The 23,831-nt window shown below is 43.9% G+C and carries 28 protein-coding genes; 6 read left to right on the forward strand and 22 right to left on the reverse strand.

From position 1 onward, the window contains the following. The first annotated feature begins 220 nt into the window (after positions 1-220). Both ACGTNI_RS01015 and ACGTNI_RS01020 read left to right on the forward strand, forming a co-directional pair. Positions 221-673, forward strand: coding sequence for a hypothetical protein (locus ACGTNI_RS01015; RefSeq protein ID WP_394459272.1), 453 nt, complete (start codon positions 221-223; stop codon positions 671-673). Positions 674-1,125: 452 nt separating this feature from the next. Beyond that, positions 1,126-1,941, forward strand: a complete 816-nt coding sequence (locus tag ACGTNI_RS01020; RefSeq protein WP_394459274.1) for a hypothetical protein — start codon at positions 1,126-1,128, stop codon at positions 1,939-1,941. Between the two features lie 63 nt (positions 1,942-2,004). Here the strand turns inward: ACGTNI_RS01020 and ACGTNI_RS01025 are convergent, their stop codons facing one another. The 6 genes from ACGTNI_RS01025 to ACGTNI_RS01050 form a co-directional block, all read right to left on the reverse strand. Further along, on the reverse strand, positions 2,005-2,283 hold the full coding sequence (locus ACGTNI_RS01025; RefSeq protein WP_085507284.1) for a type II toxin-antitoxin system RelE/ParE family toxin: 279 nt from the start codon (positions 2,281-2,283) through the stop codon (positions 2,005-2,007). Beyond that, positions 2,284-2,535, reverse strand: coding sequence for a hypothetical protein (locus ACGTNI_RS01030; RefSeq protein ID WP_085507282.1), 252 nt, complete (start codon positions 2,533-2,535; stop codon positions 2,284-2,286). Positions 2,536-2,651: 116 nt separating this feature from the next. Further along, positions 2,652-3,029, reverse strand: a complete 378-nt coding sequence (locus tag ACGTNI_RS01035) for a hotdog domain-containing protein (RefSeq protein ID WP_394459277.1) — start codon at positions 3,027-3,029, stop codon at positions 2,652-2,654. Between the two features lie 82 nt (positions 3,030-3,111). Next, positions 3,112-3,399, reverse strand: a complete 288-nt coding sequence (locus tag ACGTNI_RS01040; protein ID WP_394459279.1) for a DNA-binding protein — start codon at positions 3,397-3,399, stop codon at positions 3,112-3,114. Between the two features lie 18 nt (positions 3,400-3,417). After that, positions 3,418-3,702, reverse strand: a complete 285-nt coding sequence (locus tag ACGTNI_RS01045; protein ID WP_394459281.1) for a hypothetical protein — start codon at positions 3,700-3,702, stop codon at positions 3,418-3,420. A 19-nt stretch (positions 3,703-3,721) separates the two neighbouring features. Further along, on the reverse strand, positions 3,722-3,919 hold the full coding sequence (locus ACGTNI_RS01050) for a hypothetical protein (protein WP_394459283.1): 198 nt from the start codon (positions 3,917-3,919) through the stop codon (positions 3,722-3,724). A 179-nt stretch (positions 3,920-4,098) separates the two neighbouring features. Between ACGTNI_RS01050 and ACGTNI_RS01055 the strand changes: the two genes are divergently transcribed. Further along, a complete protein-coding gene (locus ACGTNI_RS01055) occupies positions 4,099-4,371 on the forward strand; it encodes a hypothetical protein (RefSeq protein ID WP_085507272.1) in 273 nt (90 codons plus the stop codon). A gap of 67 nt (positions 4,372-4,438) precedes the next feature. On the opposite strand, the gene ACGTNI_RS01060 is transcribed toward ACGTNI_RS01055, so the two are convergent. The 7 genes from ACGTNI_RS01060 to ACGTNI_RS01090 all read right to left on the reverse strand — a co-directional run bounded on the left by ACGTNI_RS01060 (position 4,439) and on the right by ACGTNI_RS01090 (position 11,603). Further along, a complete protein-coding gene (locus tag ACGTNI_RS01060; protein ID WP_394459285.1) occupies positions 4,439-4,813 on the reverse strand; it encodes a VOC family protein in 375 nt (124 codons plus the stop codon). A 935-nt stretch (positions 4,814-5,748) separates the two neighbouring features. Further along, on the reverse strand, positions 5,749-6,357 hold the full coding sequence (locus ACGTNI_RS01065; RefSeq protein ID WP_394459287.1) for a flavin reductase family protein: 609 nt from the start codon (positions 6,355-6,357) through the stop codon (positions 5,749-5,751). Further along, positions 6,354-7,610 carry an MFS transporter gene (locus ACGTNI_RS01070; RefSeq protein ID WP_394459289.1) on the reverse strand — a complete coding sequence of 419 codons (1,257 nt, stop codon included), beginning with the start codon at positions 7,608-7,610 and terminating at the stop codon, positions 6,354-6,356. Before ACGTNI_RS01070 ends, ACGTNI_RS01065 begins: the two co-directional genes overlap by 4 nt. 57 nt (positions 7,611-7,667) lie before the next feature. Further along, positions 7,668-9,155 carry a sodium:solute symporter family protein gene (locus tag ACGTNI_RS01075; RefSeq protein ID WP_394459291.1) on the reverse strand — a complete coding sequence of 496 codons (1,488 nt, stop codon included), beginning with the start codon at positions 9,153-9,155 and terminating at the stop codon, positions 7,668-7,670. Between the two features lie 3 nt (positions 9,156-9,158). After that, positions 9,159-9,410: a hypothetical protein gene (locus ACGTNI_RS01080; RefSeq protein WP_394459293.1), complete on the reverse strand. Its 252-nt coding sequence runs from the start codon at positions 9,408-9,410 to the stop codon at positions 9,159-9,161. A 60-nt stretch (positions 9,411-9,470) separates the two neighbouring features. Further along, the gene (locus tag ACGTNI_RS01085) at positions 9,471-10,391 is read right to left on the reverse strand and encodes a hydroxymethylglutaryl-CoA lyase (protein ID WP_394459295.1); all 921 of its coding nucleotides are present in this window, start codon (positions 10,389-10,391) and stop codon (positions 9,471-9,473) included. A 15-nt stretch (positions 10,392-10,406) separates the two neighbouring features. Continuing rightward, a complete protein-coding gene (locus tag ACGTNI_RS01090; protein ID WP_394459297.1) occupies positions 10,407-11,603 on the reverse strand; it encodes a CaiB/BaiF CoA transferase family protein in 1,197 nt (398 codons plus the stop codon). A gap of 246 nt (positions 11,604-11,849) precedes the next feature. Between ACGTNI_RS01090 and ACGTNI_RS01095 the strand changes: the two genes are divergently transcribed. After that, a complete protein-coding gene (locus tag ACGTNI_RS01095) occupies positions 11,850-12,521 on the forward strand; it encodes a GntR family transcriptional regulator (RefSeq protein ID WP_394459299.1) in 672 nt (223 codons plus the stop codon). 504 nt (positions 12,522-13,025) lie between these two features. Here the strand turns inward: ACGTNI_RS01095 and ACGTNI_RS01100 are convergent. From ACGTNI_RS01100 to ACGTNI_RS01120, 5 genes are all read right to left on the reverse strand, one after another. Then, positions 13,026-14,939: an SEC-C metal-binding domain-containing protein gene (locus tag ACGTNI_RS01100; protein ID WP_394459301.1), complete on the reverse strand. Its 1,914-nt coding sequence runs from the start codon at positions 14,937-14,939 to the stop codon at positions 13,026-13,028. A 134-nt stretch (positions 14,940-15,073) separates the two neighbouring features. Then, the gene (locus ACGTNI_RS01105; RefSeq protein WP_394459303.1) at positions 15,074-15,931 is read right to left on the reverse strand and encodes a manganese catalase; all 858 of its coding nucleotides are present in this window, start codon (positions 15,929-15,931) and stop codon (positions 15,074-15,076) included. A gap of 205 nt (positions 15,932-16,136) precedes the next feature. Beyond that, positions 16,137-16,682, reverse strand: a complete 546-nt coding sequence (locus tag ACGTNI_RS01110) for a flavodoxin family protein (RefSeq protein ID WP_394459305.1) — start codon at positions 16,680-16,682, stop codon at positions 16,137-16,139. Positions 16,683-16,752: 70 nt separating this feature from the next. After that, positions 16,753-17,226 carry an SRPBCC family protein gene (locus ACGTNI_RS01115; protein WP_394459307.1) on the reverse strand — a complete coding sequence of 158 codons (474 nt, stop codon included), beginning with the start codon at positions 17,224-17,226 and terminating at the stop codon, positions 16,753-16,755. A gap of 107 nt (positions 17,227-17,333) precedes the next feature. Next, positions 17,334-17,705, reverse strand: coding sequence for a VOC family protein (locus tag ACGTNI_RS01120; protein WP_394459309.1), 372 nt, complete (start codon positions 17,703-17,705; stop codon positions 17,334-17,336). Positions 17,706-17,950: 245 nt separating this feature from the next. Here ACGTNI_RS01120 and ACGTNI_RS01125 point away from each other — a divergent pair, with 245 nt between their 5' ends. Continuing rightward, positions 17,951-19,477, forward strand: a complete 1,527-nt coding sequence (locus tag ACGTNI_RS01125) for a glycine betaine uptake BCCT transporter (RefSeq protein ID WP_394459311.1) — start codon at positions 17,951-17,953, stop codon at positions 19,475-19,477. A gap of 68 nt (positions 19,478-19,545) precedes the next feature. Here ACGTNI_RS01125 and ACGTNI_RS01130 read toward each other — a convergent pair whose 3' ends face one another. From ACGTNI_RS01130 to ACGTNI_RS01140, 3 genes are all read right to left on the reverse strand, one after another. Next, complete coding sequence (locus ACGTNI_RS01130; protein ID WP_394459313.1) at positions 19,546-20,121, reverse strand: cysteine hydrolase family protein; 576 nt, start codon at positions 20,119-20,121, stop codon at positions 19,546-19,548. Between the two features lie 332 nt (positions 20,122-20,453). Further along, complete coding sequence (locus ACGTNI_RS01135; protein ID WP_394459315.1) at positions 20,454-20,999, reverse strand: NADPH-dependent FMN reductase; 546 nt, start codon at positions 20,997-20,999, stop codon at positions 20,454-20,456. A gap of 4 nt (positions 21,000-21,003) precedes the next feature. Continuing rightward, positions 21,004-21,450, reverse strand: coding sequence for a MarR family winged helix-turn-helix transcriptional regulator (locus tag ACGTNI_RS01140; RefSeq protein WP_394459317.1), 447 nt, complete (start codon positions 21,448-21,450; stop codon positions 21,004-21,006). 182 nt (positions 21,451-21,632) lie between these two features. Between ACGTNI_RS01140 and ACGTNI_RS01145 the strand changes: the two genes are divergently transcribed. Further along, complete coding sequence (locus tag ACGTNI_RS01145) at positions 21,633-22,034, forward strand: DoxX family protein (RefSeq protein WP_394459319.1); 402 nt, start codon at positions 21,633-21,635, stop codon at positions 22,032-22,034. A 211-nt stretch (positions 22,035-22,245) separates the two neighbouring features. Here ACGTNI_RS01145 and ACGTNI_RS01150 read toward each other — a convergent pair whose 3' ends face one another. Beyond that, positions 22,246-23,346, reverse strand: coding sequence for an NADH:flavin oxidoreductase (locus ACGTNI_RS01150; RefSeq protein WP_394459321.1), 1,101 nt, complete (start codon positions 23,344-23,346; stop codon positions 22,246-22,248). Positions 23,347-23,831 lie beyond the last annotated feature (485 nt).

Below are 23,831 nucleotides of genomic sequence, written 5' to 3' on the forward strand. Positions count from 1 at the left end.
TTTACTCCACCCTCCACAATCCCAGTAAGTGGGTTATCAAAATGAACAGCCTTCCAATTAATTGAAATATTTGTTAGTTCAATCATTTCAAACTTCTTTAATCACCGCAATACTTTTTCCAAAAATCACTCTACCTCGAATTCAATCCTGTTCTTATCCGGACGAGAATATTTCTGTATAAAAATCGTAATTTGAGGAAAAATAACGTGAGGTGGTGGCAGTGGCATTTATACTAATTGTTGGTTTTATCCTTCTATGGATAACCGGAATTTACTTATATAAAAAGGCACCAAAAATTTTCTACACAACAGCGCCCATTACCGCTTTAATTGCTGTCGTTTTAAACCAGGCAGGGATACATATGGGGTTATGGGAAGTAAATCATATGCCAATGATTGTGCTGTTGGATTCTTTGTTCTTAGACCTGGGCATCTTCACGATCGCCGGGGCCTGGTTTACCTATATGCTCGTCTACAAAAAGAAGCACCCTATTTTGGTATACAGCTTGTTTATCGGAGGAATGGTAACGTTAGAAGGATTAGCGCTCCTCCAGGGAACCCTTTCTTATGCGCAGGAATGGAGTTTTATTTACACCATACTTATGTATGTTGGCGGTTTTCTGACCATCGGGGCTATTTCCAGACTATTAATAAAGCTCAACGTCTACCCATAATCCTATCTATCTTCCCTTGAAGCAGGAACAGATCATAGGACAACCAAAACAGGATTGCTTACAACCTTTTATTCTATTTAAACAAGACGTTGTTACCCTTCCTCTTGTCCGAATACCACTTTTTCGGACAACTTCTTTCGCTTTCCCCCTCTAACTGTCCGAACACCACCTCTTTTCGGACAACTTCTTGCGCTTTCTCCCTCTTCCTGTCCGAATACCACCCCTTTTTGGACAACTTCACGCGCTTTCTCCCTCTTTCTGTCCGAATTCCACCTCTTTTCGGACAACTTCTCGCGCTTTCTCCCTCTTTCTGTCCGAATTCCACCTCTTTTCGGACAACTTCTCGCGCTTTCTCCCTCTTTCTGTCCGAATAATCAGATCCACCTCCTCCTATAATTCAAAGTGAAACTTTTTCCAATTTTAAACGTACCTTATGTAAGGAGGTAGATTGGATGACTCAGGTGAAAGAACTTATTTTTCAAGACGCCAGGCGCCAACTGATCACAGGCGCTGCTTTATCTTTTATTGCACTTATTTTCATCATCGGGTTTATTACCATGAACCCAAGCGGAATACTCCTTTCTCTCATCTATAGCGCAATTTTCACGATAAGCGGGCTCGGTTTGTTGCGGACTGGCTATCTGGACTGGAAAAAAGCCAAACAGACAGAAGCCGATTTCGAAACCGATGACACAAAGGCCACGTACGAACGCGTCCCTGCCCGGATGTACCTTGGACAAAAGCCGATGAAATCCTATCAGGCGGGTTTATTTGCTATGGATGGCGAGCTTTATGGGGAAATTCAGGAAGAAGTCGGCCTCAAGCAAAAATTCCTCACGGGGATTACCGCCATATTTTCCTTTGATACTGTCCGTTCGGCTGATTTCCTATTAAAAGATAAAAGCGGCAGCATGCTATATAGAGTAGAAAAGAAAGGCGGGTTCTCGTGGCGGGGTTACGTGCAGAACAAGCACGGGAACTACGTGGCCTATACAAAAGATACGAAAAATAAAGGCAAGCAGATCACGCAATACATCGAACACGACCAGTGGCGCTGGAGCGCCGAGGGTGATGCTGTCATCGGCCACTTCACCATTACTGATCAGGACGGCGCAAGATGGGCGATCATCAAGCGGGGAGCCATTCCCACAGAAGCGGTCGATCGCTTCGAACGTATGCCCGGATACTTAGTAGAATGGAAAAAACGAGATAACATTCCTGCATCACTGATTGCATTTCTATTTTTGTTGCAATCAAGAGATCGATAATAAAAATGGTCTGCCCCAGCCGTTTAGGAAGGGCAGACCATTTCTTTTGATTCTTATGTGAAGCTATTTTTCTTGTCTAAAATGCTTAAAATATTCTATATAGCATGTCTTTTTGTCAGGTGAAAAAGAATAGTACACTACAAAGTTATCGATAATTACTTTATAGCTACCTTCCCATCCATGGTGGTCTTGCACTGGAATACTTGTGCCTAGTAAAGGAATCTTTTTATCTATCTTTTTCACTAATCTCTTTTTGTATTCTTTAGTCTCTTGCAAAGTGAAACGGTTACTTTTAATATTTTGAAAAGCCTGGAAAGCTTGTTTTGTCCACTTTATTTCCATTTAAACTTTACCTTGATCAATCAATTCCAATACTTCTTCAGTTGAATATATATTTTCGTCCATAATATCCTTTTTGGCTTGTAGCAACTTTTGCTTTAAATGAGGATCTATTTCCACATCTTCTTTAACTGTTGTTTCTGAGGTTTCAATTACCGATAAATAATAATTTTTCCCATCAACCTCAACGATCATTTCATCTTCCTGAATAATTTCTTTGAATAATTTTGCCTCATTACCTTCAAGTTTTTTCATGAATCCACCACCACATGAGTAGTATTTATTCATATTATACCACAAGAATAACACAATCACTCCAGGCTAAATTTGTGGGCTTAGACCTCCCCACCTAAAACAAACCATAAGATTTTTTATAGAATAACTCCAGCGAAATTCCCTTTCAGCACTTCCTTATCCATTTGATTGATACAGGTAAAGGAAGCTTCAATCGCGGTTCGATTGTTCTCTGTCTTTTCAAAGTTGTCAATGGTCACTTCACAAACGATGGTGTCCCCGGTAAATACCGGCCTCATAAACTCGAAGTTCATCGTCCGGGCGAAGACATTATGATCTCCACCGATTTTCGTCGGAAGGGTGGCCGTAAGTAATCCTTGCACGACAAGCCTCCCCTGCTCATCCGGGGTTAAGTGATGCACGCCCTCATCTCCAGAAATCTGCGTAAATAGTTCTACGTCTTTTTTTGTAAAAGTCCGTTCGAAGGTTATGATATCCCCTGCTTTTAATGACAACTTTATTCCTCCTTGCAGTTATCTCTTTATCTATCACTTACGGCACTCACCCGGTAAATTCCTCTTCCTTCAAAAAACAACTTTATTTTCCTAAGTTCAACAGCCACTCCCGCAGCTTTTCTTTTGGAAAGTAAACATTGCCATTAATCGAAAGGTGTGGAATATCGGGATGTTCTTGTCTTAAAACATTGGCATCCTTCTTGGATATCCCCATAAAGTTATGTACATCTTTCTCAGGAATCAGTTCATGAGAACGATCCTCATCTTGAAACGCATCCAGCAGACTCTTCCCGTCAGGTTCCTTGAAATTCTTCAGCCCTTCCCCAATAAAAAATCCAGCTGCAGCGATACCTAAAGCTATCCACATCATCGATAGTCCCTCCAATATTTACTCGCTTCTTACCTGTTTCTTAACCAAACCCACCAACAGTACCACCAGCCCAATCAAAAAAATAACTACAAAACATAAAGCCATCAACATTCCGCCGGCAAACCCGTCTCCTACGATGTTCGCAAAAATGATACCAATAAGGAATGACAAAAAGGGTGCGATAACGAACAATACCGTCGTACCCCACACGACATATTTACGTTTCACGGACTTTCCAGTACTCAAAAAGTGAGCAAAGAACACAGCTGCCAAAATCACTCCAATTGGGACGGCAAATACCATTCAAACCCACTCCTCTCTATTACGGAATAAAATCAAACGCATCCTTCAACAGCTTTCCGAGCCCTCGGAACAGAAAGAAAATCAGACGGATAGGTAAAATCAACAGCTCAGGCACCCAGAATAAAAGATCGAAGAAACCATCCCAAAACGTATAATCACCTTTCTTCTTCCGCGCTCTCCTCGTCTTTTTCTTCTTTTCTTCCCGCCGGTCCCACATCCCTAGATCATCTCCCAACCGTTTCTGCTGTTATACATCCTACGAACCACTCACTAAATCGTTTCAACTTTTTCCCATCCTCCATTGTCGCAGCAGGGATTTTTTTCCATAATTATACTATTGTTATGTTACACCACATACAATTATTAATCTATGATGAACGGTGGAGGCGATCACCATTGGATAAAAAGTTACTAATCTATACCATTCTGGGAAACTTTTCATTTGCAATACTTGCTATCTATGCTTTTGTTGAACTTCATGTACAAGACTCCTTTCCTGTTTTAGGAATCGTCTTGTTTTCACTGGCGACTTGGATAATCGCCGACTATATCGCTTTGCTTCATCGGCGATCGGATGATAACCATCGGCTGTTATGGATTGGCAAGGCAACGCTGATAACCACCTTCATTATAGGAGGAATGGTATGGGCAACCATTTATTTTCAATAAAAAAGAGACTGACCAGCATCACGGTAGCTAGTACCAATGGCGGCCAGACTCTTAGCTTTTCATCCTATCACTTTTCCATAACAGCAAAATAATTCTCTTCCTCGTCTGCAAAATTAAACACTCTTCCAGAAGGCATCTCAACAATCTCCCCGACCGTCATATTTTTACCGGATAAGTCCTTATGTAACTGATCGAGCTTATCCGAGAAAAACATTAAAGACGGCGTGTCGAGATTCATGTCAGGGTCCATTTTTGCAATCAATTGTTTATCGTGAAGTACGATACTTGTCCCCGCGCCTTCTGCTGGTGCCACTTCAATCCACCTCATGTTGCCATTACTTTCATCCGCAATCACACGAAATCCTAGCTTCTCCGTCCAGAAACTGACTGCCTTATCCTGATCATTGACATACACCATCACTTGCCCCAGTTGATTAATCATCAGGTACCTCCTTAATAGATTGATAGTTTATTAATTTCTACGAACCCGACGATACTCCTCTAATTCTTCATAAAAAACCTGCCCCATCGGAGTAACGCTACTCTCAATGGGGCAGGTTTTGCTTTACCAAAGCTAACCTGGCCTTATAAGCCTTCTTTAAGGACAACTTTTGCTTTTCCAGGGGCTAACCTGTCCTTATTTGCCCTCTTTTCGGACAGCTTTTTCCTTTATAGGCGCTAACCTGTCCTTAATGTCTGCTTTTCGGACAACTTTTGCTTTTTCCCGGGCTAACCTGTCCTTATTTGCCCCCTATTCGGACAACTTTTTCCTTTACCGGCGCTAACCTGTCCTTAATGCCTGCTTTTCGGACAACTTTTTGCTTGGACAAGGCTAACCTGTCCTTATAAGCAATCATTGAGGACACGCTCGCGCTTTTTTAACAACAACCTGTCCTCTTAGGCACGTCTTTTCGATAACGGAGTGGGTATTTGGCACTTTTATGTGGTACCATGAACATTTAGAATTTATATCAAGTAAAAAGAAGGTGTTCATAATCAAGTTAATATGGCTGCTGCTTTCTTTAGTGCCACTACCGTTTTTATTTCATTACTACGAAACAACACAATACATAAATGGAGGAGCTCCTTTCCTTTTTCCTGGCACAATTTTATTCGTGATTGTGGTCGGTTTGTTGTCTGTAAAGGTCAAACTCCGTTATATCATGGCCGTAAATCTCGTGACTATCATGGTGTCGGTAGTGCTGGGAAAAGAATGGATCACTCCACCTAATGTGACCTGGTTTAAACCCTTGACTCAGGATTCAGTAGTAATTTTCACAGGAATTGTCCTCTTAATAGGAAAATTGGTGGTCCGCTTGATTGGAAAAATCATAAGGAATATAAAAGAAAACCACTTTCGTTCCTAGCATAGCCGGGCTATTCCAGATCCTCTTTCGGCAGTGTAAAAAAGTCCTTGTTTTCGCTGAACTGATTCGCAAGCCGACCGAGCGGACGCAATGTTTCCAAATCCACTTTATAGGATTCCTGATAAAATTCTTCCTTAATGTGATACATGATCAACTCGCCAATCACAAGATAATCGCTGCCGAGCGGGATGATTTGCTCGAGCCGGCACTCCATTTGAATCGGCGCTTCCTTTACGCGCATCGGCTTCACGAGGTCACTGGCAACCGCAGTCAGTCCCGCTTCAGCAAATTCATCAATCTCAGCCGGGACGTGCTCCGCCGTTTTTTGCAGTTCATTGCCTAACGGTGTTGTCGCTATGTTGATCACGAATTCTCCGTTATCACGAATGTTGGTCAACGTATCTTTGACCGTTCCAACACGCTCCCCTACACCCGGACCGACCGAGATACAGAGCATCGGCGGTTTTCGTGAAGCAACGGTAAAAAAGCTGTAAGGGGCCAGGTTCAGAATGCCGTCGTTTGAAATCGTCGATACCCAGGCGATCGGACGAGGCACGACCGACCCCGACAGTAGTTTATATATTTGGTTCGTTTCTAGTTGCGATGGATTGAATTTCACTGTCCATAACTCCTTTCCTGCTCTTTTTTCAACTTATTCAATAACGTTAATAAAAACATGACCACAATCATCAGGAAGGAAATCAGCAGCCAGCCGAACATGTACCCTTGTGTCTGGTCAACGACGAGGCCAAACAATGGCGGCAGAAAAATGACCCCCATCGAACCGAGCGTAATACTGAAGCCGCTCGATAAGCCGGCCTGCTCTTTCGGCACCAGCTCTGACGCCAGGTTCATCCAGATGCCATTGAAACCCGATACCGCAAATCCGAATACAAAAAACAGCGGGACGAGCAAGCCATATGGCGTTCCCGACGGTAAAAAGGCCACGACTGCGCTGGCTACCAGTGTAATCGTCACAATAATCGCCATCACTTTCAGCCGCTCCCCACCAAAGACACGGTCACTGATGACTCCCCAGCCGATCCGTCCAAACGAGCCGCCAACCTCGGAAACAACCAGCAAGAGGCCGGCTAACACAAGATTGATGCCCAGTTGTTCATAGGCAAACAGAACAAGATATGTATTCAACGCCATTTGCGAGCCATTGATCCCCATCGCACATAGACTGATCAGCAGCAATGCTTTGTTTTTTGCCATGGCGGCAATCGACTGGAACGTACTGCCCGGCGCTGCTTTTACCCGCTTGTAATCCTTCTCCTGCTCGGGGTCCCGGTATAAAAAGTAAGCAATCACCCCAGTCACAATCAGCCCGATACAGGCAAGCAAGACAACGATTCTCCATCCGTACGTCTCGGCGAGCGGCAAAAGTAAAATCGCAGCCAACGCCGAACCAAACGTGATCCCCATCTGTTTGATGCCCATCGCGGTCCCGCGTTGTTTTTGTTCATGCCAATAGACGATTCCCCGGTTAGTCGTCGGATGCATCCCGCCATAGCCGATCCCGCCTATCACAATCAACAGCAATACCAGGACATAGTTATGCTGAAGGGTCATCAGCAAAAAGCTGACGCCCAGTGTCACCGACATTACCATGAGTAATGGCCGGGAACCGAAGCGGTCCGCCAAGAAACCGGTCGGAATAGAGGCAACCGCCTGCCCCAGGAAAAGGGCAGACGGCAGCAGTCCGACTTGTGCTTTTGTTAAGGAAAGATCTTCTTCAATCAATACACCAAGCGGTCCTAGGGTGCGGCCGATGAACGCGACCATGATCTGAGCCATCAATAGCCACAGAAGCATCCGCCACGGCTCGAACTTGTTCGCTTGTGTGAGCGCTGTTGCAGGTTTTTCCATAGTATGTCATCTCTTTTCTATCAAACTGCTATAAATAGAGACTAAACCTATTTGCCCTTACATGCCAATGACTTGCTTCGCTTCTTTTTCCTCTACGACCGACACGGTCATAACCAGACTGCCAACGACACAGATTCCTACGTTGATCAAAAGACCCCATAGGCCATTTGCGACCCCGAAGTAGGATAGGCCGAACAACGTCATGGAAGAAGCGATGATCGTACCGACCAGCATACCGGCAAACACTGCTTTCGTATGGAGACGATTCCAGTATAACCCGATGATCAGACCCGGTGCGATTTGCACCAGCAGTTCAAATTTCAGAACGAAAATCTGATACAATGTGCCAGGCGGGAACCAGGCAACCAAAATCAATATGGCGACAGCGGCCAGTCCTACCAATTTCCCTACTAATAACTTCTTCTTCTCGGAAGCATCCGGGTTGATATAGCTGCCGTACAAATCATTCGAGATAATTGAAGAAAAAGTGAGCAATACGGAATCAGCCGTCGACACAATAGCTGCAATGACACCGCCAAATAAAAGAACCATTGCCCAATAGAATATAACGTTCTGACTTGCGACCGCACTGGCCATCATTCCGACCAGCTGCTCAGATTCCCCTTCTGTCAATCCAGGGTACGCGTTAATTCCGATAATCCCAATGATGAATACAACACCAGCCGTCAAAAACGGCATCCAGGCCATTCGGCTGAACGAGCGTTTCAGTGTGCGCTCACTTTTGGCTGCAAAAATCCGCTGGATCGCATGTGGATAGACAGCCGCACCGATCCCAATCATTACAAGTAAGCTGAACCAGTTCATCACACCAGGACCATCAGGAACCCCTAATTTTTCCGGAGAGTAGGCTTGCATGTAATCCGCTGATGTCGGCAGACCGCCAAAATAGATGATCGAACCGATCAACAGCATGAACACACCGAATAACAGCGCGATCCCTTGCATCGTATCGGTATAGGCGACCGAACGCATTCCGCCAAGCCAACCGTAAATGACCATAATGATGACGAAGAAGACAACGCCTACCTGATAAGGAATGGTACCGCCAGTCAGACCGGACACCCCTTGTCCGATTGCAACGAGCTGCTCCAACAGGTAATTGCCTAAGCCATAAAGCATCAATAGCGACGCCAGAATCGTGACGGCTTTTGACTTGTACCGCTTTTCAAACCACTGGGCAGGCGTTACAAGACGATATTTTTTGCCCAGTCGATATAACCGTGGAGCGAACAATAAGTATGCCATGATAATGGTAATAAAAAATGGTACAGAAACTAAGTATTCATACCCCATCCGATAAGCGGACGGCGGATAACCGACAACGGTATTCCCGCTGTACTGTGTCGCAAAAAAAGTAAAGAACAGGACCATGACTCCAAGCCCTCTTCCGCCAAGGTAATACTCATCAAGACTCTGATGGATATGGCGGTTGCGCAAAAAAGTGACAACCCCGACACCAAGCATGATCAACCCATACATGGCGAGAATCAAAATTCCGGACCAACCTGAAAATGCTAATTCCATACCTTATTTCGCTCCTTTCTGTTGGGCTTCTTCTTCCTCTTCTTCCAGCATCCAATGGTATTTCAACACATACGATAAATAAGCAGACAATAATAATGAAGAAATAATGATGATTACAGCCCAAAGCGGGACTCCGAACACGAGTATTTCACCAAAGCTCGCCGGGAAATACCACGGGGTAATCATCGCAAGCAAGATCCCTAATATGATCCAAATCCTCGGGTTTTTGATCGGTTCTCTTTTTTCGCTGCCCATGTGTGTTGCCTCCTTTTATTTCAAAATTTTCAGATTTAAAAGAGTAAAAAAAGACTTTGCTTACTTAGAAACTGCTGACTGCTCATGTAAGTCCGTGATTTTGCCTGCTTTGATAACCTGACCTGGAACTTCGTGACCTACTAACGTTTCCAGATGTTTGGATAAGTCCATCAGCTTGTCCAAATCCGCATTCACGTCATAGCCCATAAAGGCGAGCATATGGACAAGGTCCTCCGTGCAAATATTTCCGGTTGCCCCCGGAGCAAATGGACAGCCGCCCAGACCTCCAAGCGAAGCATCATATCGGGTCACACCTGCGCGAATTCCTTCAATGACATTGGCGAGCCCCATCCCTCTTGTATTATGGAAATGAAGGGTTACCGGAAGATCCGGCCAGCGGTCACGCACTTTTTCACATAAGCCATGTACCTGATTCGGCGTTGCCATCCCTGTCGTATCAGCAAGGGTGATCCCACCTGCTCCTAATTCAAGGTACACTTCCGCAAGCTCCAGGACACGGTCCTCAGCTATCGATCCTTCAAACGGGCAGCCGAATGTCGTAGCAAGCGTTCCATTAATATCAATTCCTGTCCCGGATAAGTAGTCGGCAATCTCTTTAAAACTGGCAAACGACTCATCGACAGTACGCCTTACGTTTTTCCTGTTATGCGTTTCACTGACAGAAGCGACGAGGTTGACTTCATCCGCCTGACACGCTGCTGCCCGCTCTGCTCCACGGACGTTCGGTATCAAAGTCGTGTAAGTGACATCTTCCTTACGCTTGATCCCATTCATCACTTCCTCCGCATCCCTTAGATTTGGAATGGCCTTCGGTGAAACGAACGAGGTGACTTCAATTTTGTCTACTCCGGAATTACTCAACTGATCGATCAATGCAATTTTGTCATCTGTCGGTACGAAACGATCTTCCATTTGGAAACCGTCCCTTGTTGCAACTTCCTGAATATAAATCCGTGTCAAGTTTCCTCCTCCTTTCTAAATGATGCCCTGGGCTTTCAAAGCTGCAATTTTTTCTTCATCATACGTCAGCCAGTCCTTCATCACTTCATCGGTATGCTGTCCAAGTTCAGGTCCGAGCCACTTCGTCTCCCCTGGTGTTTCACTCATTTTAGGAACTACACCAGGAACTTTCAAAGTTTCGCCCTCACCCAGCTGGAAGTTCTGGATCATTTCCCTGCTCAAGTAATGCGGATCCTTCACGATATCTTCGATGCTGTATATAGGCCCCGCTGGCACACGCGCTTCATCAAGTTTCGCTAAAGCGGTTTCAAAATCGACCGTTTTTGTCCAGGCTTCAATCACTTCATCGAGAAAATCAGCATCAGCCGCGCGTCCGCTGTTACTCTGATAACGCTCATCTTCACCCAGCTCCGGACGTCCAACCACATCCATCAGTCGCTTGAAAATCGCATCGCCATTACCACCGATGACAATGTACTTTCCATCGCTGCATTCGTATGTATTTGAAGGAGCGATGCCCGGCAAGGAAGTTCCTGTACGCTCACGGACTGCACCAACCTTATCGAATTCAGGAAGCGCACCTTCCAGCAGGCTGAATACTGCTTCGTATAACGCCACATCAATGACCTGCCCTTTTCCTGCACCTTTCACGTCCCGGTGATAAATCGCCATCATGGCGCCAATTACGGCATACATGGCAGCAACAGAATCCCCAAGGCTGACACCGACCCGCGTCGGCGCCTGATCCGGATAGCCGGTCAGATGGCGAAGGCCTCCCATCGATTCCCCGACACTGCCAAATCCCGGCTTGTCACGATATGGCCCCGTCTGACCGTATCCGGAAACTCTCACCATAATCAGTCCGGGATTGATCGCCGACACTTCCTCATAGCTAAGGTTCCATTTTTCCAAGGTCCCCGGCCGGAAATTTTCAATCAGGATATCGCATTCCTTGATCAAGGACTTGATGATTTCCTGCCCTTCCTCACTTTTCAAATCAACAGTGATCGACTTCTTATTTCTCGACTGGAGTCTCCACCATAATGAAGTCCCTTCGTACACATGTCTCCAATCACGGAGCGGGTCGCCTTTCTTCGGCGGTTCCACTTTAATGACATCGGCCCCGTTTTCAGCCATCAGCCTGCCCGCGAACGGCCCGGCAATCAAGCTTCCCATCTCCAATACCTTGATACCTTCTAAACTTTGCATCATGCCATACACCTCTTTGTCTTTTTATAGCTGCTGGTCTTTTGCTTCCTTCGGATAAAAGCGCTTTCGAAATTGGATTAATTTTCAGAATGTTGTGTTATATGCTAACAGTTTGTATACAAACTTTCAACCCAGTCTGTTAAAATTACAAAAAATAAGCTTAATATACCTACTTTGTATACAATTACCTATATTCGTTTGATGAAGCCACCCTGTTTGTATACAATGAAGTAAGGGGAGGTTGAACGAATGACCATCTATGAATCAATCAAACGTTCCATTTTACACGGAGAGTTTCCGCCCAAAATGCGGCTGACAGAAGAGTTTTTAGCAAAAAAACTAGAGACGAGCCGGACACCAATCCGGGAAGCTTTAAAACAATTAGAATCAGAAGGGCTTACCGTTTCCATGAAACGAGGCGTCCGCGTCCGTCATTTCACGAAAAAGGACATCCAGCAAATCTATGACCTGCGGACACTGTTGGAAGGCTATGCCGCTTCCCAGGCAGCCATCCACCGGACCGAAGCCGATCTTGAAAATATGCGACTGGCGAACGACTCCTATGAAAAGGCAATCGACAACTATATCAAAACAGGCGAGACGACAATCGAGAATATTCTGGATATCAATCACCAGTTCCATAACGCCGTCATCAACGCCTCACAAAACCCGCATATTTATTCCCACATCACGAAAGTGGTCGTCGTTCCACTGATTTTCCGTTCCTTCTACTGGTTCAATGAAGAGCAGCTCAGGCATTCGCTGGAAGCTCACAAGTCACTGTTAAAAGCAATCGAAGAACAGGATATGGAACGGGCTCGTGTCGCCATGCATGAACATATTTATCACGGAAGAGATGAAGTATTGAAACAGATGGATACGATAGATGAGCAATATTCGCCAGCTAAAGAATTGCAGTAAAAAAGGACCTTTTTGTAAAAAGCTCCTGAGTCCCACCTTCTTATTCGCCTACTTTAAGGACAACTTTTTCCTTCGCCGGGGCTAACCTGTCCTTATTCACCTGCTTTAAGGACAGCTTTTTCCTGCGCCATGGCTAACTTGTCCTTATTTGCCTGCTTTTAGGACAACTTTTCCCCTCGCCGGGGCTAACCTGTCCTTATTCGTCTGCTTTTAGGACAGCTTTTTCCTGCGCCATGGCTAACCTGTCCTTATTCACCTGCTTTAAGGACAGCTTTTTCCTTCACCGGGACTAACCTGTCCTTATTCACCTGCTTTAAGGACAACTTTTCCCTCGCCGGGGCTAACCCGTCCTAGTTAGCCTTCTTTTCACAAAAAAAATGCCAGACCCCTGTCTGCTAAAGCATTTGCAACATAGGGTCTAGCACTTATATTAGCTGTGTTTATTCGGCAGGCTCCGAAACTTCAAAGGGGACTGCATTTTTATTTTCATCTGGGCTCATAAAGTTAAGGTAACTCCACGGACTCCCAGATATGTTTATGGCGATGATAATAGACGGTAGCCTCTTCCAGAGATCCTGGTGTATACTGATCCGGTATTACTTCCGGCAGATCTGTTCTACCTGTAATGAAACCCATGACATATAAATTAGCCTCAAATGCTTTATCCAGCAATTCCTTTATCTCTTCATAAGAACTTCCTTCTAAAATTTCAATTAACACTTCTGCATAATAAAAATCCACCGTATGATCTTCCGGATACTTCTCCAACAGCTCACGCGCCTTCTTAACCTTTCTCTGTTCTAAATAGAGCGTCATCAGTTTAAAGCGAATACCCTGATTATCATTTGGGTTATAGTGCAACAGATATTCATAACCCTCGATCGCTTTTTCCACTTCACCTTTTTCTACATAAAAATCCGCAGTCGCTTCCTGTGCTCGGAGCATCGGACGTGCTTCGATAAATCCCCAGATACTGTGGTCATCATCCTGTCTCCATTCCGGTCGCATCGAACGAAGCCCGGTATTCTCTGCCTTTAACAAGCCTACTTCTTTCTTCAGAACGTCTTCTTCCATTTGCGCCTGGAGGACGAGCGCATCAATATTTTTATCATCATACTCCAACGCTTTGTTTACGAGCTCCTCCTTTAAGTCGATGTCCTCGACCTGCATGGCATTATAAGCAAGGATTTGGGCGCGTTCCTTATCATTGGCTGGGGTAAAAGGCTCGTGGTGCTGCTCCTTCATAAAGCGATTGATATCATCTTCATTCGTAAGCCCTGACGCTTCGATCTTTTTGTGCATTTCATAAATGCTTTTTTCCATGTCGATATTTTTCCCCGGTTCCACATTACGAACTACCGCGTCTTGATGCTCGCCCATCTTCTCATCCATCATCTGGAAAATGAAATCTTCAAACTCATCAAACCTGCGGACGATACTGCCGGTACTGACACGATATTTTTCAGCGATCTCCTTTTGCGTGACATCGTAGTCCTCCAGCTCGAAAAATGGCGTCGCCACCATGAAATATTCAAGTGCAGCTGCAAGGACAGCTGGTTTTCTGATTTGCGGTTGGTGCTCCTGACAAAAACTCTGCCAGAAGTGTTTTAGCCCATGATACCCCTCCTTTCCTTGCACGTGAGGGGGAACATGTTCATCAAGCAGGAATAATACCTCCAGTTCTTCCGGTCTTCCATCCCATATATCCTGCACCGAGTTCGGCATATCATGGAGCCAATGTTCCACTTCCTGTAAAAAATGCTCTTTTATATAGTCAGGCGCAGATATCATAGCATTACCTTGTTTTCTCCGCCTCTCGAGCTGTTGGATATAATAATCTTTGAGCTCATCACTACCCGGCATAGCAATCGGAAGGAAACTATAATTTTCCCCCCAGTTGAATAATAGGCCGAGATAAAACGGAAATTCTTCAAAGTATTCTGTTTCTAACGGAATACTTACTCTATCCACTCGATAGGTTTGATCGTGAAAATAATCACGGACCACCACAACACTTTCGCTTTCCACTTCTTCCAGATAGAAAAATCCAGGTATGGTATTTTCCCAATTTTCAACCGCTTTTCTCGTCGCAGGCCGAACAATATTTTTCTTACGCTTCGATAAAAAATGTTGATAAGGCGTCATGCCATCCTTCAGCTGTTCAAATATGCCACGATATAGCAGGCTCACCAAAAACAGGATTTGATCTTCGTCCGTTTCAGGTTCCCGATGAGGCAACAGGTAAGGATAAGATTCAAACATATATTCCTGGAATTGTTGTTGAAAGTTTTTTAGTTCTTCATCTATCTGCTGGGCAGGGAATGTCACTACATTCGATTTCCCGCAGCACTTTTTATATTTCTTCCCGCTGCCACATGGACAGGGGTCATTTCTCCCGACTTTCTCCACAATGTTCACTCGCTTTCTATTACTTCCTGTTAAAATAAGCGTAATAGAAAATGGTTCCTATCACAACACCCCGCCCTTAAAGACTCCCCATGTAAAACGACAAAAAGCTTGAACCCACATCTGATTCAAGCTTTTTATCATAATTAATTCGTTTGCAATGGCATATCCTGTGCTAGTTCAGCCTGCCCAGGAGGTGTACCATGAATAAAGGCCGGAGCCGGAGTCAAGGCCGGTTTCTGACCATTTGCCTGTGGTGATTGGACATATTCAAATGTTCCTTTTCCATCCATTGTAGCACCATTAGCCCAGCGCCCTGTGCTGCTCTCTTCCCCTTCTGAGAAGTTCATGAATGAATAAGCAACAGCCTGCTTTTCATATTCCGGATTAAACGTGCTCGGAACGACCGCTCCCTGTGTCTGCTCCAGTTCCTCAATAGCAGCCATCCATTGGTTTTGATGCATTTTATCCCTGGCAATTAAGAAAGAAAGCATATCCCGGACTCCAGGGTCAGTGGTCATCTCATATAAACGAACCGCCTGCAGTCTTCCTTGGGTTTCTGCATTCAAATTAGCACGGAAGTCAGCAAGTAAGTTGCCGCTGGCAATGGTATAACGGGCATTCCATGGATAACCAGAACTGTCATTTGGCTGCGCGCCTAAGCCATTCACAATCGTATGCTGCGGATTCATTCCGCCAAGCACAGCTTCCACAACAGGATCCTCGGCTGCCTGCTCCTGATCATGGGCGGGAGCACCATCGAGTAATTGAGCAATCATGGTAGCAATCATTTCGACATGGGCAATTTCTTCGGTTCCAATATCCAACAGCATGTCCCTGTATTTACTGTTTCCTCTACAGTTCCACCCCTGGAAAAGGTATTGCATCATGACGGAAATCTCGCCGAATTGCCCACCTAATATTTCCTGCAGCTTTTTCGCATAAACAGCATCAGGCTGGGAAGGCTTGGCATTATACTGTAATTCTTTAATATGTGAAAACATGTAGTTAGCTCCTTTTGATAAAACTTAATCTTTTTTAATGTAAGCCAAAAAGAGCTGACTACCCGTATAAATAATTTCCAAGGTAGAATGGTCCACTATGGGAATCTTAACATTTTCAAAGTGCTGCCACTTATTCATAAAAAAAGAAGCCATTCGTTCCTAGTAAACGAATTAGCTTCTGAAATGACCTCTCAAACGCGTACATTTAACCCTTTATCAATTCCCCTAACTTCTGCGCATCTTCTATAGCTTTTTTATCGGTAAGAATATCTTTTGGCTTACCGCCTTCCCCTAGGAGATATCCTTTATAATTCAATCCGATAAATTCGCATATGTACTGGAACTGTTGGACAAGCGGGAGTCCTTTCACCCGAGGCTCATCACCTCCGACAGCAACAATATACGCGTCTTTCTGACTCATTTGCTCTTTAAAATCCGGGTATTTTTCATCCCTTACCGTTTGCGACCAGCGATCGATAAAGCGTTTCATTACACTGCTCATGCCATACCAATAAATTGGTGTAGCAAAAATTAAAACTTCACAATCCATGATTTGATCAATGATCTGATCATACTCATCATCTACTGGGGAGAATCCATTGATGTCATGTCGTTGATCAACAATATCGTGGTACCGATACCGTTTCAAATCAATTCGTGTAACGTCTGGTAAGTTTTTGACGACTTCTTCTGTTAAAAGTTCTGTATTTCCATTTTCTCTTGTACTGCCATATATTACGCAAACTTTCATTTCAACCACCTCCTATTCATCATCCGTTCTAAATTGAAAACCAGAGAGCTATGTACTGCCTTCACCATCGTTAACCTGAATGGCGCTTTTCTTCACCCTCCAAATAAGCTTTTAACGCATCCATATCTTTTGCACAAGCGTTCTTAAAGGACCCGGCCATCAGCTTACCAAATAGTTTTGACAAGCCAGTAAGCTCATTTATCTCACCTTTAAGTCTTATATCAGAAGAATCTCCTGAGGAATGGATAAGGTATGTAAACACAAATTCTCCTTTACCGGTTGTTCCTTTCGTACCATCACAGCGAAGGACGATTTTGTCGGGCTCAGAAAGCTCGACTACCTCAAAATGTTCAGAAGCCTCTTTTCCGAACATCTTTCTTGTTTCCTTCCATTCACTTCCCTCTCTGATTGGTCCTTCATCCAAGCGTTCCATACGAACGAAACCCTTCATCCAGTGTTCAGCAGCATCCAGATCAAGTAAAGATGTGTAAGCTTTTTGCTGAGGTACATGGATATTTCTTGTCACATCAAAGCGTATACTCACGGTGATGACCTCCTTATTCTAATTCAACTACAGCACTGACCATGACCCTGCAAGTAAAAAAGGATACCCAATCACCAGCCTAAATCTCCCTTTTAGCTATAGGATATTTATCTGTGCTGGTCGATAAGAATAGGGTTTCCATCAGGGTCTTCGATGACAATATTCTCTGGCCCTTCACTAGCTTCATCAGCTTCCGACAAAATTTTAATACCATTTTCTTTCAGCTGCTTTTGAAGTTCACGAACATCGGTAAAAGGTTCAATGTTTTCTGCATTTTGGTTCCAGCCAGGATTGAAAGTTAATATATTCTTCTCGAACATTCCTTGAAATAAACCAATGACACAGTCTTCATTTTTCATAATGATCCAATTTTTATCAGTGTTGCCCCCAAAGGATTCAAATCCTAATTTTTCATAAAACTCTTTTGATTTGTAAATATCTTTCACGTTCAAACTGACGGAAAATGCCCCAAGTTTCATCCAATTCCCCCTAGATCATTCGTTAGTATATAATAGGTTCTCTTTTATTAAGCAAAAATCCTTTTCAAATTACCAAATAAGCAATGGTTCTGTTTTTTTGCACCTCGTACTCCCACTGACCCTCTTCATTAAAAATGACACGACTATTCTACTGAGCCCGGGGATTAAAAAACGAATAGAAAGTATAAGAACGGATTTCCTTCAAGATAATATAACTATCTTCAAAAATGGAAGGGGATCCAACCGTGAAGGAAAAATTCACAACGGTTTTTAAAATATCGGTAGGAATTATGCTGGTGCTCGTAATTATTGGGGTTGTATGGCCAGCTGGCTTAGAAGAGGCAACGGGGAATGTACAGGCATTCATTTCTAACAAACTAGGGTGGTATTACTTAATCGCCGTCACTTTATTCGTGCTCATATGCCTTGCTTTTTTGCTGACGCCACTGGGGAGAATAAAGCTGGGAAAAGCAGACGAGAAACCCGAGTTCTCCAGACCAACATGGATTGCTATGTTATTCAGCGCAGGTATGGGAATTGGAATTGTCTTTTGGGGAACAGCAGAGCCAATCAGTCACTATGCCATCAATTCGCCAACCGGAGAAACGGGGACAGATCAAGCAATCAAAGATGCGATGCAGTACACCTTCTTCCACTGGGGCATTCATGCCTGGGCGATCTATGGGATAGTGGCACTTGTGTTGGCTTACTTCAATTTCCGCCATGGACATGCCGGATTGATTAGTGCCACGTTGAAACCCATCATTGGAGATAAAGCGGATGGAGTGACTGGCAAAGTTATTGATATCCTCGCCGTTATTGCCACAGTTATCGGTGTTGCGACCACCCTTGGTTTTGGAGCAGTACAGATTAATGGCGGCTTATCCTACTTGTTTAATGTCCCAACGGGCATTCTGGTGCAGTTTATCATTGTCGCGGTCGTCACCGTATTATTTATGATTTCAGCCTGGACCGGCCTGGGGAAAGGGATCAGAATACTCAGCAATGTCAACATGGGATTGGCAGGTCTTTTATTCTTGCTTGTTTTCTCCGTAGGCCCGACTTTATTCATTTTGAACTTATTTACAAGCTCAATCGGAGCATATTTTCAACACCTTCCGACTATGAGTTTTCGCATCGCGCCGTTAGATGAAGAAACACGGGAATGGATCAATAATTGGACGATTTTTTATTGGGCCTGGTGGATCGCCTGGTCTCCGTTTGTCGGCGTATTCATCGCTCGGGTTTCCCGCGGCCGTAGCATCCGGGAATTTGTATTTACGGTGTTGGTCGTCCCGTCCGTCATCGGCTTTTTATGGTTTGCTACCTTCGGAGGTGCTGCAATCTCACTGGAACATAATGGTGTGGACACAATTTCCTCCCTGGCAACAGAAGAGTCACTTTTCGGTGTTTTTTCCAATATGCCATTAGGAATGATTGCTTCGATTGTAGCCATGACCCTGATTGGCACCTTTTTCATCACCTCAGCTGATTCAGGAACCTTCGTTTTGGGGATGATGACAACCGGAGGTTCTGAAACTCCCGGAACTACGATCAAACTGACCTGGGGAGTCCTGCTGTCGGCTACTGCACTTGCCCTTCTCTATACAGGCGGACTGCAAGCCTTGCAGAACACGATGATTATTGCCGCTCTGCCTTTCTCTATTATCATGCTGTTAATGGTCATCAGCTTTGTCAAAGCTATTTATAAAGAGGGAAGAGAATTAGGTATTGGACGGTTCCACCCGCCCAATAAGAAAAAAGCTAAATAAACGAGGCTGCCCCCGGTGCACGAAAACATGAACGCACTGGGGGCAGTTCTTGATTCATCTCATCCAAATTAAGCTTTTTCAGCTCGTTCGTTGCTTTTTATGACTTTGGCACCAAGTACATGTTCAAAATGGCCAAGCGCCCACTGGTGTCCCTCTTCATTAAAACTGGCCACCGCACGCTCATGAATAACGATGGAATATCCTAAGTTGTATGCATCAATAGCTGTGTGAAGCACACATATATCCGTGCAGACGCCAGTAAGATGAATTTCGTTGATGCCTCTTTCTTTTAAATAAAGATCAAGATCAGTTCCTGCAAACGCACTATAACGTATTTTATCCATCCATTTCACATGGGACAAGGCTTTGTTTTTCTCATACATGTCGTGAAGGGAGCCATACAGTTCCCTGCCATCGGTCCCCTCAATATTATGGGGAGGAAACAGTTTATGTTCGGGGTGATACCGATCGTCCTGGTGATGCAGGTCCACTGCAAAAACGACAGCTTCCTTGTCTTCCACCCACTGTTTCACTAACCCTTGTATGTCACCTTCAATTTCCTGTCCCGGCTTTCCACAGGTTAACGCCCCATCATCTGCCACAAAGTCATTCGTATAATCAATCACAAGTAAACACCTGTTCATCCAAACGCCTCCTCTCAGATATAATTTTACATATGTATGTATAGTTGTAAAGACACTTTCACCTATACAAATATACAAAAGAAGACGCAGACACCATAGTGTCTGCGTCCCTGCTCATGTTGGAAAGTTATTTTTGACCGAACGCCAGGGGGCGGGCGTTGGGTAGCTTGTGCTACGGTTCTATACTAACAAAAATTTTGGCCGAAATGCCGGATGTAATCAAAAGGACATGCAATTTACACATTTTTTCCATACTTATTCATAAATAATGCCTGCCGAGCATGCTAAAGTAGTTCAGGCAATAGCAAGCGAAAACATCGTATTCTATCTATTTATTTATTTGTTTTTTCTATCCAGCCGATAAAATTACTCATCACGTCATCTAAGAATTGAATCGTTGGTTCATCAATTAATTTTCCTTCTTCATCCATCTTTTGATGAATGGCGCCAATCAAAACCTCATTTCCCGGTAAAGTAAGCGCGGCTACACCTGGAGCATTAAGGATCTGACGCAGATGCATTTGGGCACGGACCGTTCCTAGTGCACCCATCGTACCGCCCGCAATCATCACTGGTTTATTCGTCATGACTTTGTCTACCCTGGAACACCAGTCTATCGCATTTTTCAAAACACCCGGCACAGAATGATTGTACTCAGGTGTAACAATGATAATACCATCAGCCTCCACTATCTTCTGTTTAAATTCTCTTACAGTCGCTACTGGATTTTCCTCTTCATCCTGGTTAAAAAAAGGCAGTTCTTCAATATGTAAAAGTTCGATTTCAGCTTTCTGCTGATAACGTAGTCGGATATAATTAGCAAGTTTCTTGTTATAAGATTCCTTTCTGATACTTCCGGCAATAACGACAAATTTCATTCCATCACCCTCCATAATTTTCAGCTCCAATATCCAGAGCATTTTGTTTAATCTTCATTAGTGTCCTTGTTAAAGTATTTAGCTCTTCCTCCTTGATCCCAGTTGTTAAAAGCTCACCAATACTTTGTGTAAATGGGATAACTTCTTTACCAAGGTCTTTTCCTTCTTCCGTAAGATAAACTTTGAAAGATCGACGATCCTTCTTATCACTTTCTCTTCGGATATAACCTTTTGTTTCAAGCCTATAAATCATACGGGTAATACTGGCTCGATCTTTTTTAAGTTGTTCAGCAATTTCATTTGGTGTGTAGCCCTCCTGCTCCCAAAGCAGAAGCATAATAAGGTTCTGCTCCGGAGCAAGGTTGAACGGCTTTAGTTGATCTGTAACCGCATTGATAATAGTTAAATCTACATCTCGAATAAAAATCCCAATGTTCTCATAGGAATTCACTGCTACCACCTCAGTAGTTTCGACACTATATAGTTGACTAGTCAATTATATGAAAAAAATATCTTCACTTCAAGTAATGATCCGGTGCAAGCCTCCATAAAAAGTTAGCAATTCAGAAGAAACCTCCCGCTTTTATCAATGATAAGATTTATACCGTAGTAAACCAAAGGAGGAAAGTAAACGTGAAAAAACTTTCAATTGCTTATTGGATTTCCACCGGTCTTCTGACAGCTTTGATGCTTTTTAGTGCGATTACTAATATTCTTTCTCATCCCGATGCCGTTACCTTATTCAATCACTTGGGTTACCCTGATTACATTATTCCATTTATCGGAGTTGCCAAATTACTGGGTGTGATTGCGATATTGGTCCCTGGTTTTCCTCGAATTACAGAATGGGCGTACGCCGGGTTTGCCATTGATCTCACAGGAGCGATGTACTCGACTTTTTCTGTAGGAAATCCTGTAAGTTCTTTCTTGATCTTTTACCTGTTATTATTCGGTTCCTACTTCTGCTACCACAAAAAACAAAACTCCGAGACTTCGAGTGATAGAGAGGTCATTAACAGTAAAATACCTGTTTGATCGAAATGGTATGGGACTCTTTCTATGCTAGTATCTTCATCTTATCCGTTGGTGTAAAGACGATAAAAATTTTTTCCGATTACTAAAAAGCGCAATTCCTTAGTAGGATTTGCGCTTTAATTAAAACCTGGATTTGGCATATTGCCCATGTGTGAAATAACAGTAAAAACAGACGTCCTGCTATTAGGACGCCTGCGTTCGAACTTTATCATTAATATAGTTTTTGCAGCGCTTCTTTATTAAAGGCTAACAGATCATCCGCTCTACCTTCATGGATTTTCTTCACCCATTCCGGGTCCATTAATAACGAACGGCCGATAGCTATAAGGTCGAACTCATCACGATCCAGTTTGTCCATTAATCCGTCAAGTTTTGTTGTTTCGGCACCAGAGAAGTCCGTAAAGACACCATCAAGACCGACAGAACCGACAGAAATGACCGGTTTACTTGATAGCTTTTTCGTCCAGCCTGCAAGGTTCAAGTCGGAATCCTCAAATTCAGGCTCCCAGAACCTGCGTGTGGAGCAGTGGAAAATATCGACACCAGCTTCAACAAGTGGCTGTAAGAAGCGTTCCAACTCAACAGCCGTATGGACCAATTTCGCTTGGAAGTCATTCATCTTCCATTGGGAGAAACGGAAAATGATCGGGAAATCTTCCCCGACTTCGCGACGGCACGCTTCTACTATCTCTACGGCAAACTGCGTGCGCTGAACGAAATCTCCGCCATAACGGTCCGTGCGTTTATTGGTGTTTTCCCAGAAGAATTGGTCGATCAAGTAACCATGAGCCCCATGGATTTCAATAGCATCAAAGCCGAGGCGTTTCGCATCCGCTGCTGCTTTGGCATAGGAATCCACCAATGCTTCTACTTTTTCTGTAGATAATGGTTCATTCACTTTCTCCCCATCTAAGCTTAGTCCTGATGGCCCCACCGGCTGTGACTCTTCATTCGGAAGATCTCCCTTGCTGCGAGTCATTCCTACATGCCACAGCTGCGGGGCAATTTTACCGCCGGCCTCATGCACTTCTTTCACCACATTCGCCCAGCCGTTCAATGCCTTCTCTCCATGAAACACAGGAATACTCGCACCAGACACAGAAGCAGGATGGTCAATCCCTGTTCCTTCTGTAATAATCAACCCGACTTCATTCTCCGCCCGTCTGCGGTAATACGCCGCCACTTCCTCATTCGGAACATTTCCAGGTGAGAATCCGCGTGTCATCGGTGCCATGACAGTACGGTTCGGAAGGTTTAATTTATCACTAGTAAAAGGTTCAAATAAAGGTTTCATTGTCGTTTGGTTTGTCATAATCTGCCTCCTTTTTCAACGATGTAGGTAATTATTACAGATGAAAGTAGGAAACGAAAGAAATCTGTTTCTAGCCAGCACATCAATTCTTTCATTCCCTCTATCATCGCTCCCCCTATAAGGAAGGTTTGATTTCGAGATACTGAAACAGAATTCCAACTAATGCCCCCGTTAGCTGAACAGACTATTCATTATCCATTCATATAAAAAATTACCAGCCGTACCTACAAAAAAGTATTTAATAAAAGTCAAGAATTTCTTAGGTTTATCGCGATTTACCAGTAAGATAACTAATCCAAATATAAAACCAATTACAAGCGATTGAAATAACAGTGCCATTAAAAACTTCCTTTAACAATTATAATTATTTGTAAATTCTCCGATAGGTGATCCACTCAACTCTTTACAACCATCTTAAGAGACTAGACATTCGCTACTATCATCATTGGCATTCTCCTGTCTGTTTGGACGTCTTGGGGTTTTAC

The sequence above is a fragment of the Thalassobacillus sp. B23F22_16 genome, from assembly GCF_043496955.1.
GTDB lineage: Bacteria > Bacillota > Bacilli > Bacillales > Halobacillaceae > Thalassobacillus > Thalassobacillus devorans_A.

Excerpts from the sequence above, each read along its gene's own strand:
- ACGTNI_RS01080 (WP_394459293.1), bottom strand. The coding sequence starts at position 9,410 with ATGGGCAGCGAAAAAAGAGAACCGATCAAAAACCCGAGGATTTGGATC.
- ACGTNI_RS01095 (WP_394459299.1), top strand. The coding sequence starts at position 11,850 with ATGACCATCTATGAATCAATCAAACGTTCCATTTTACACGGAGAGTTT.
- ACGTNI_RS01060 (WP_394459285.1), bottom strand. The coding sequence starts at position 4,813 with ATGATTAATCAACTGGGGCAAGTGATGGTGTATGTCAATGATCAGGAT.
- ACGTNI_RS01025 (WP_085507284.1), bottom strand. The coding sequence starts at position 2,283 with ATGGAAATAAAGTGGACAAAACAAGCTTTCCAGGCTTTTCAAAATATT.
- ACGTNI_RS01020 (WP_394459274.1), top strand. The coding sequence starts at position 1,126 with ATGACTCAGGTGAAAGAACTTATTTTTCAAGACGCCAGGCGCCAACTG.
- ACGTNI_RS01135 (WP_394459315.1), bottom strand. The coding sequence starts at position 20,999 with ATGAAATTTGTCGTTATTGCCGGAAGTATCAGAAAGGAATCTTATAAC.
- ACGTNI_RS01105 (WP_394459303.1), bottom strand. The coding sequence starts at position 15,931 with ATGTTTTCACATATTAAAGAATTACAGTATAATGCCAAGCCTTCCCAG.
- ACGTNI_RS01120 (WP_394459309.1), bottom strand. The coding sequence starts at position 17,705 with ATGAAACTTGGGGCATTTTCCGTCAGTTTGAACGTGAAAGATATTTAC.
- ACGTNI_RS01130 (WP_394459313.1), bottom strand. The coding sequence starts at position 20,121 with ATGAACAGGTGTTTACTTGTGATTGATTATACGAATGACTTTGTGGCA.
- ACGTNI_RS01030 (WP_085507282.1), bottom strand. The coding sequence starts at position 2,535 with ATGAAAAAACTTGAAGGTAATGAGGCAAAATTATTCAAAGAAATTATT.
- ACGTNI_RS01090 (WP_394459297.1), bottom strand. The coding sequence starts at position 11,603 with ATGATGCAAAGTTTAGAAGGTATCAAGGTATTGGAGATGGGAAGCTTG.
- ACGTNI_RS01110 (WP_394459305.1), bottom strand. The coding sequence starts at position 16,682 with ATGAAAGTTTGCGTAATATATGGCAGTACAAGAGAAAATGGAAATACA.
- ACGTNI_RS01050 (WP_394459283.1), bottom strand. The coding sequence starts at position 3,919 with ATGTGGGACCGGCGGGAAGAAAAGAAGAAAAAGACGAGGAGAGCGCGG.
- ACGTNI_RS01045 (WP_394459281.1), bottom strand. The coding sequence starts at position 3,702 with ATGGTATTTGCCGTCCCAATTGGAGTGATTTTGGCAGCTGTGTTCTTT.
- ACGTNI_RS01075 (WP_394459291.1), bottom strand. The coding sequence starts at position 9,155 with ATGGAATTAGCATTTTCAGGTTGGTCCGGAATTTTGATTCTCGCCATG.
- ACGTNI_RS01150 (WP_394459321.1), bottom strand. The coding sequence starts at position 23,346 with ATGACAAACCAAACGACAATGAAACCTTTATTTGAACCTTTTACTAGT.
- ACGTNI_RS01040 (WP_394459279.1), bottom strand. The coding sequence starts at position 3,399 with ATGATGTGGATAGCTTTAGGTATCGCTGCAGCTGGATTTTTTATTGGG.
- ACGTNI_RS01070 (WP_394459289.1), bottom strand. The coding sequence starts at position 7,610 with ATGGAAAAACCTGCAACAGCGCTCACACAAGCGAACAAGTTCGAGCCG.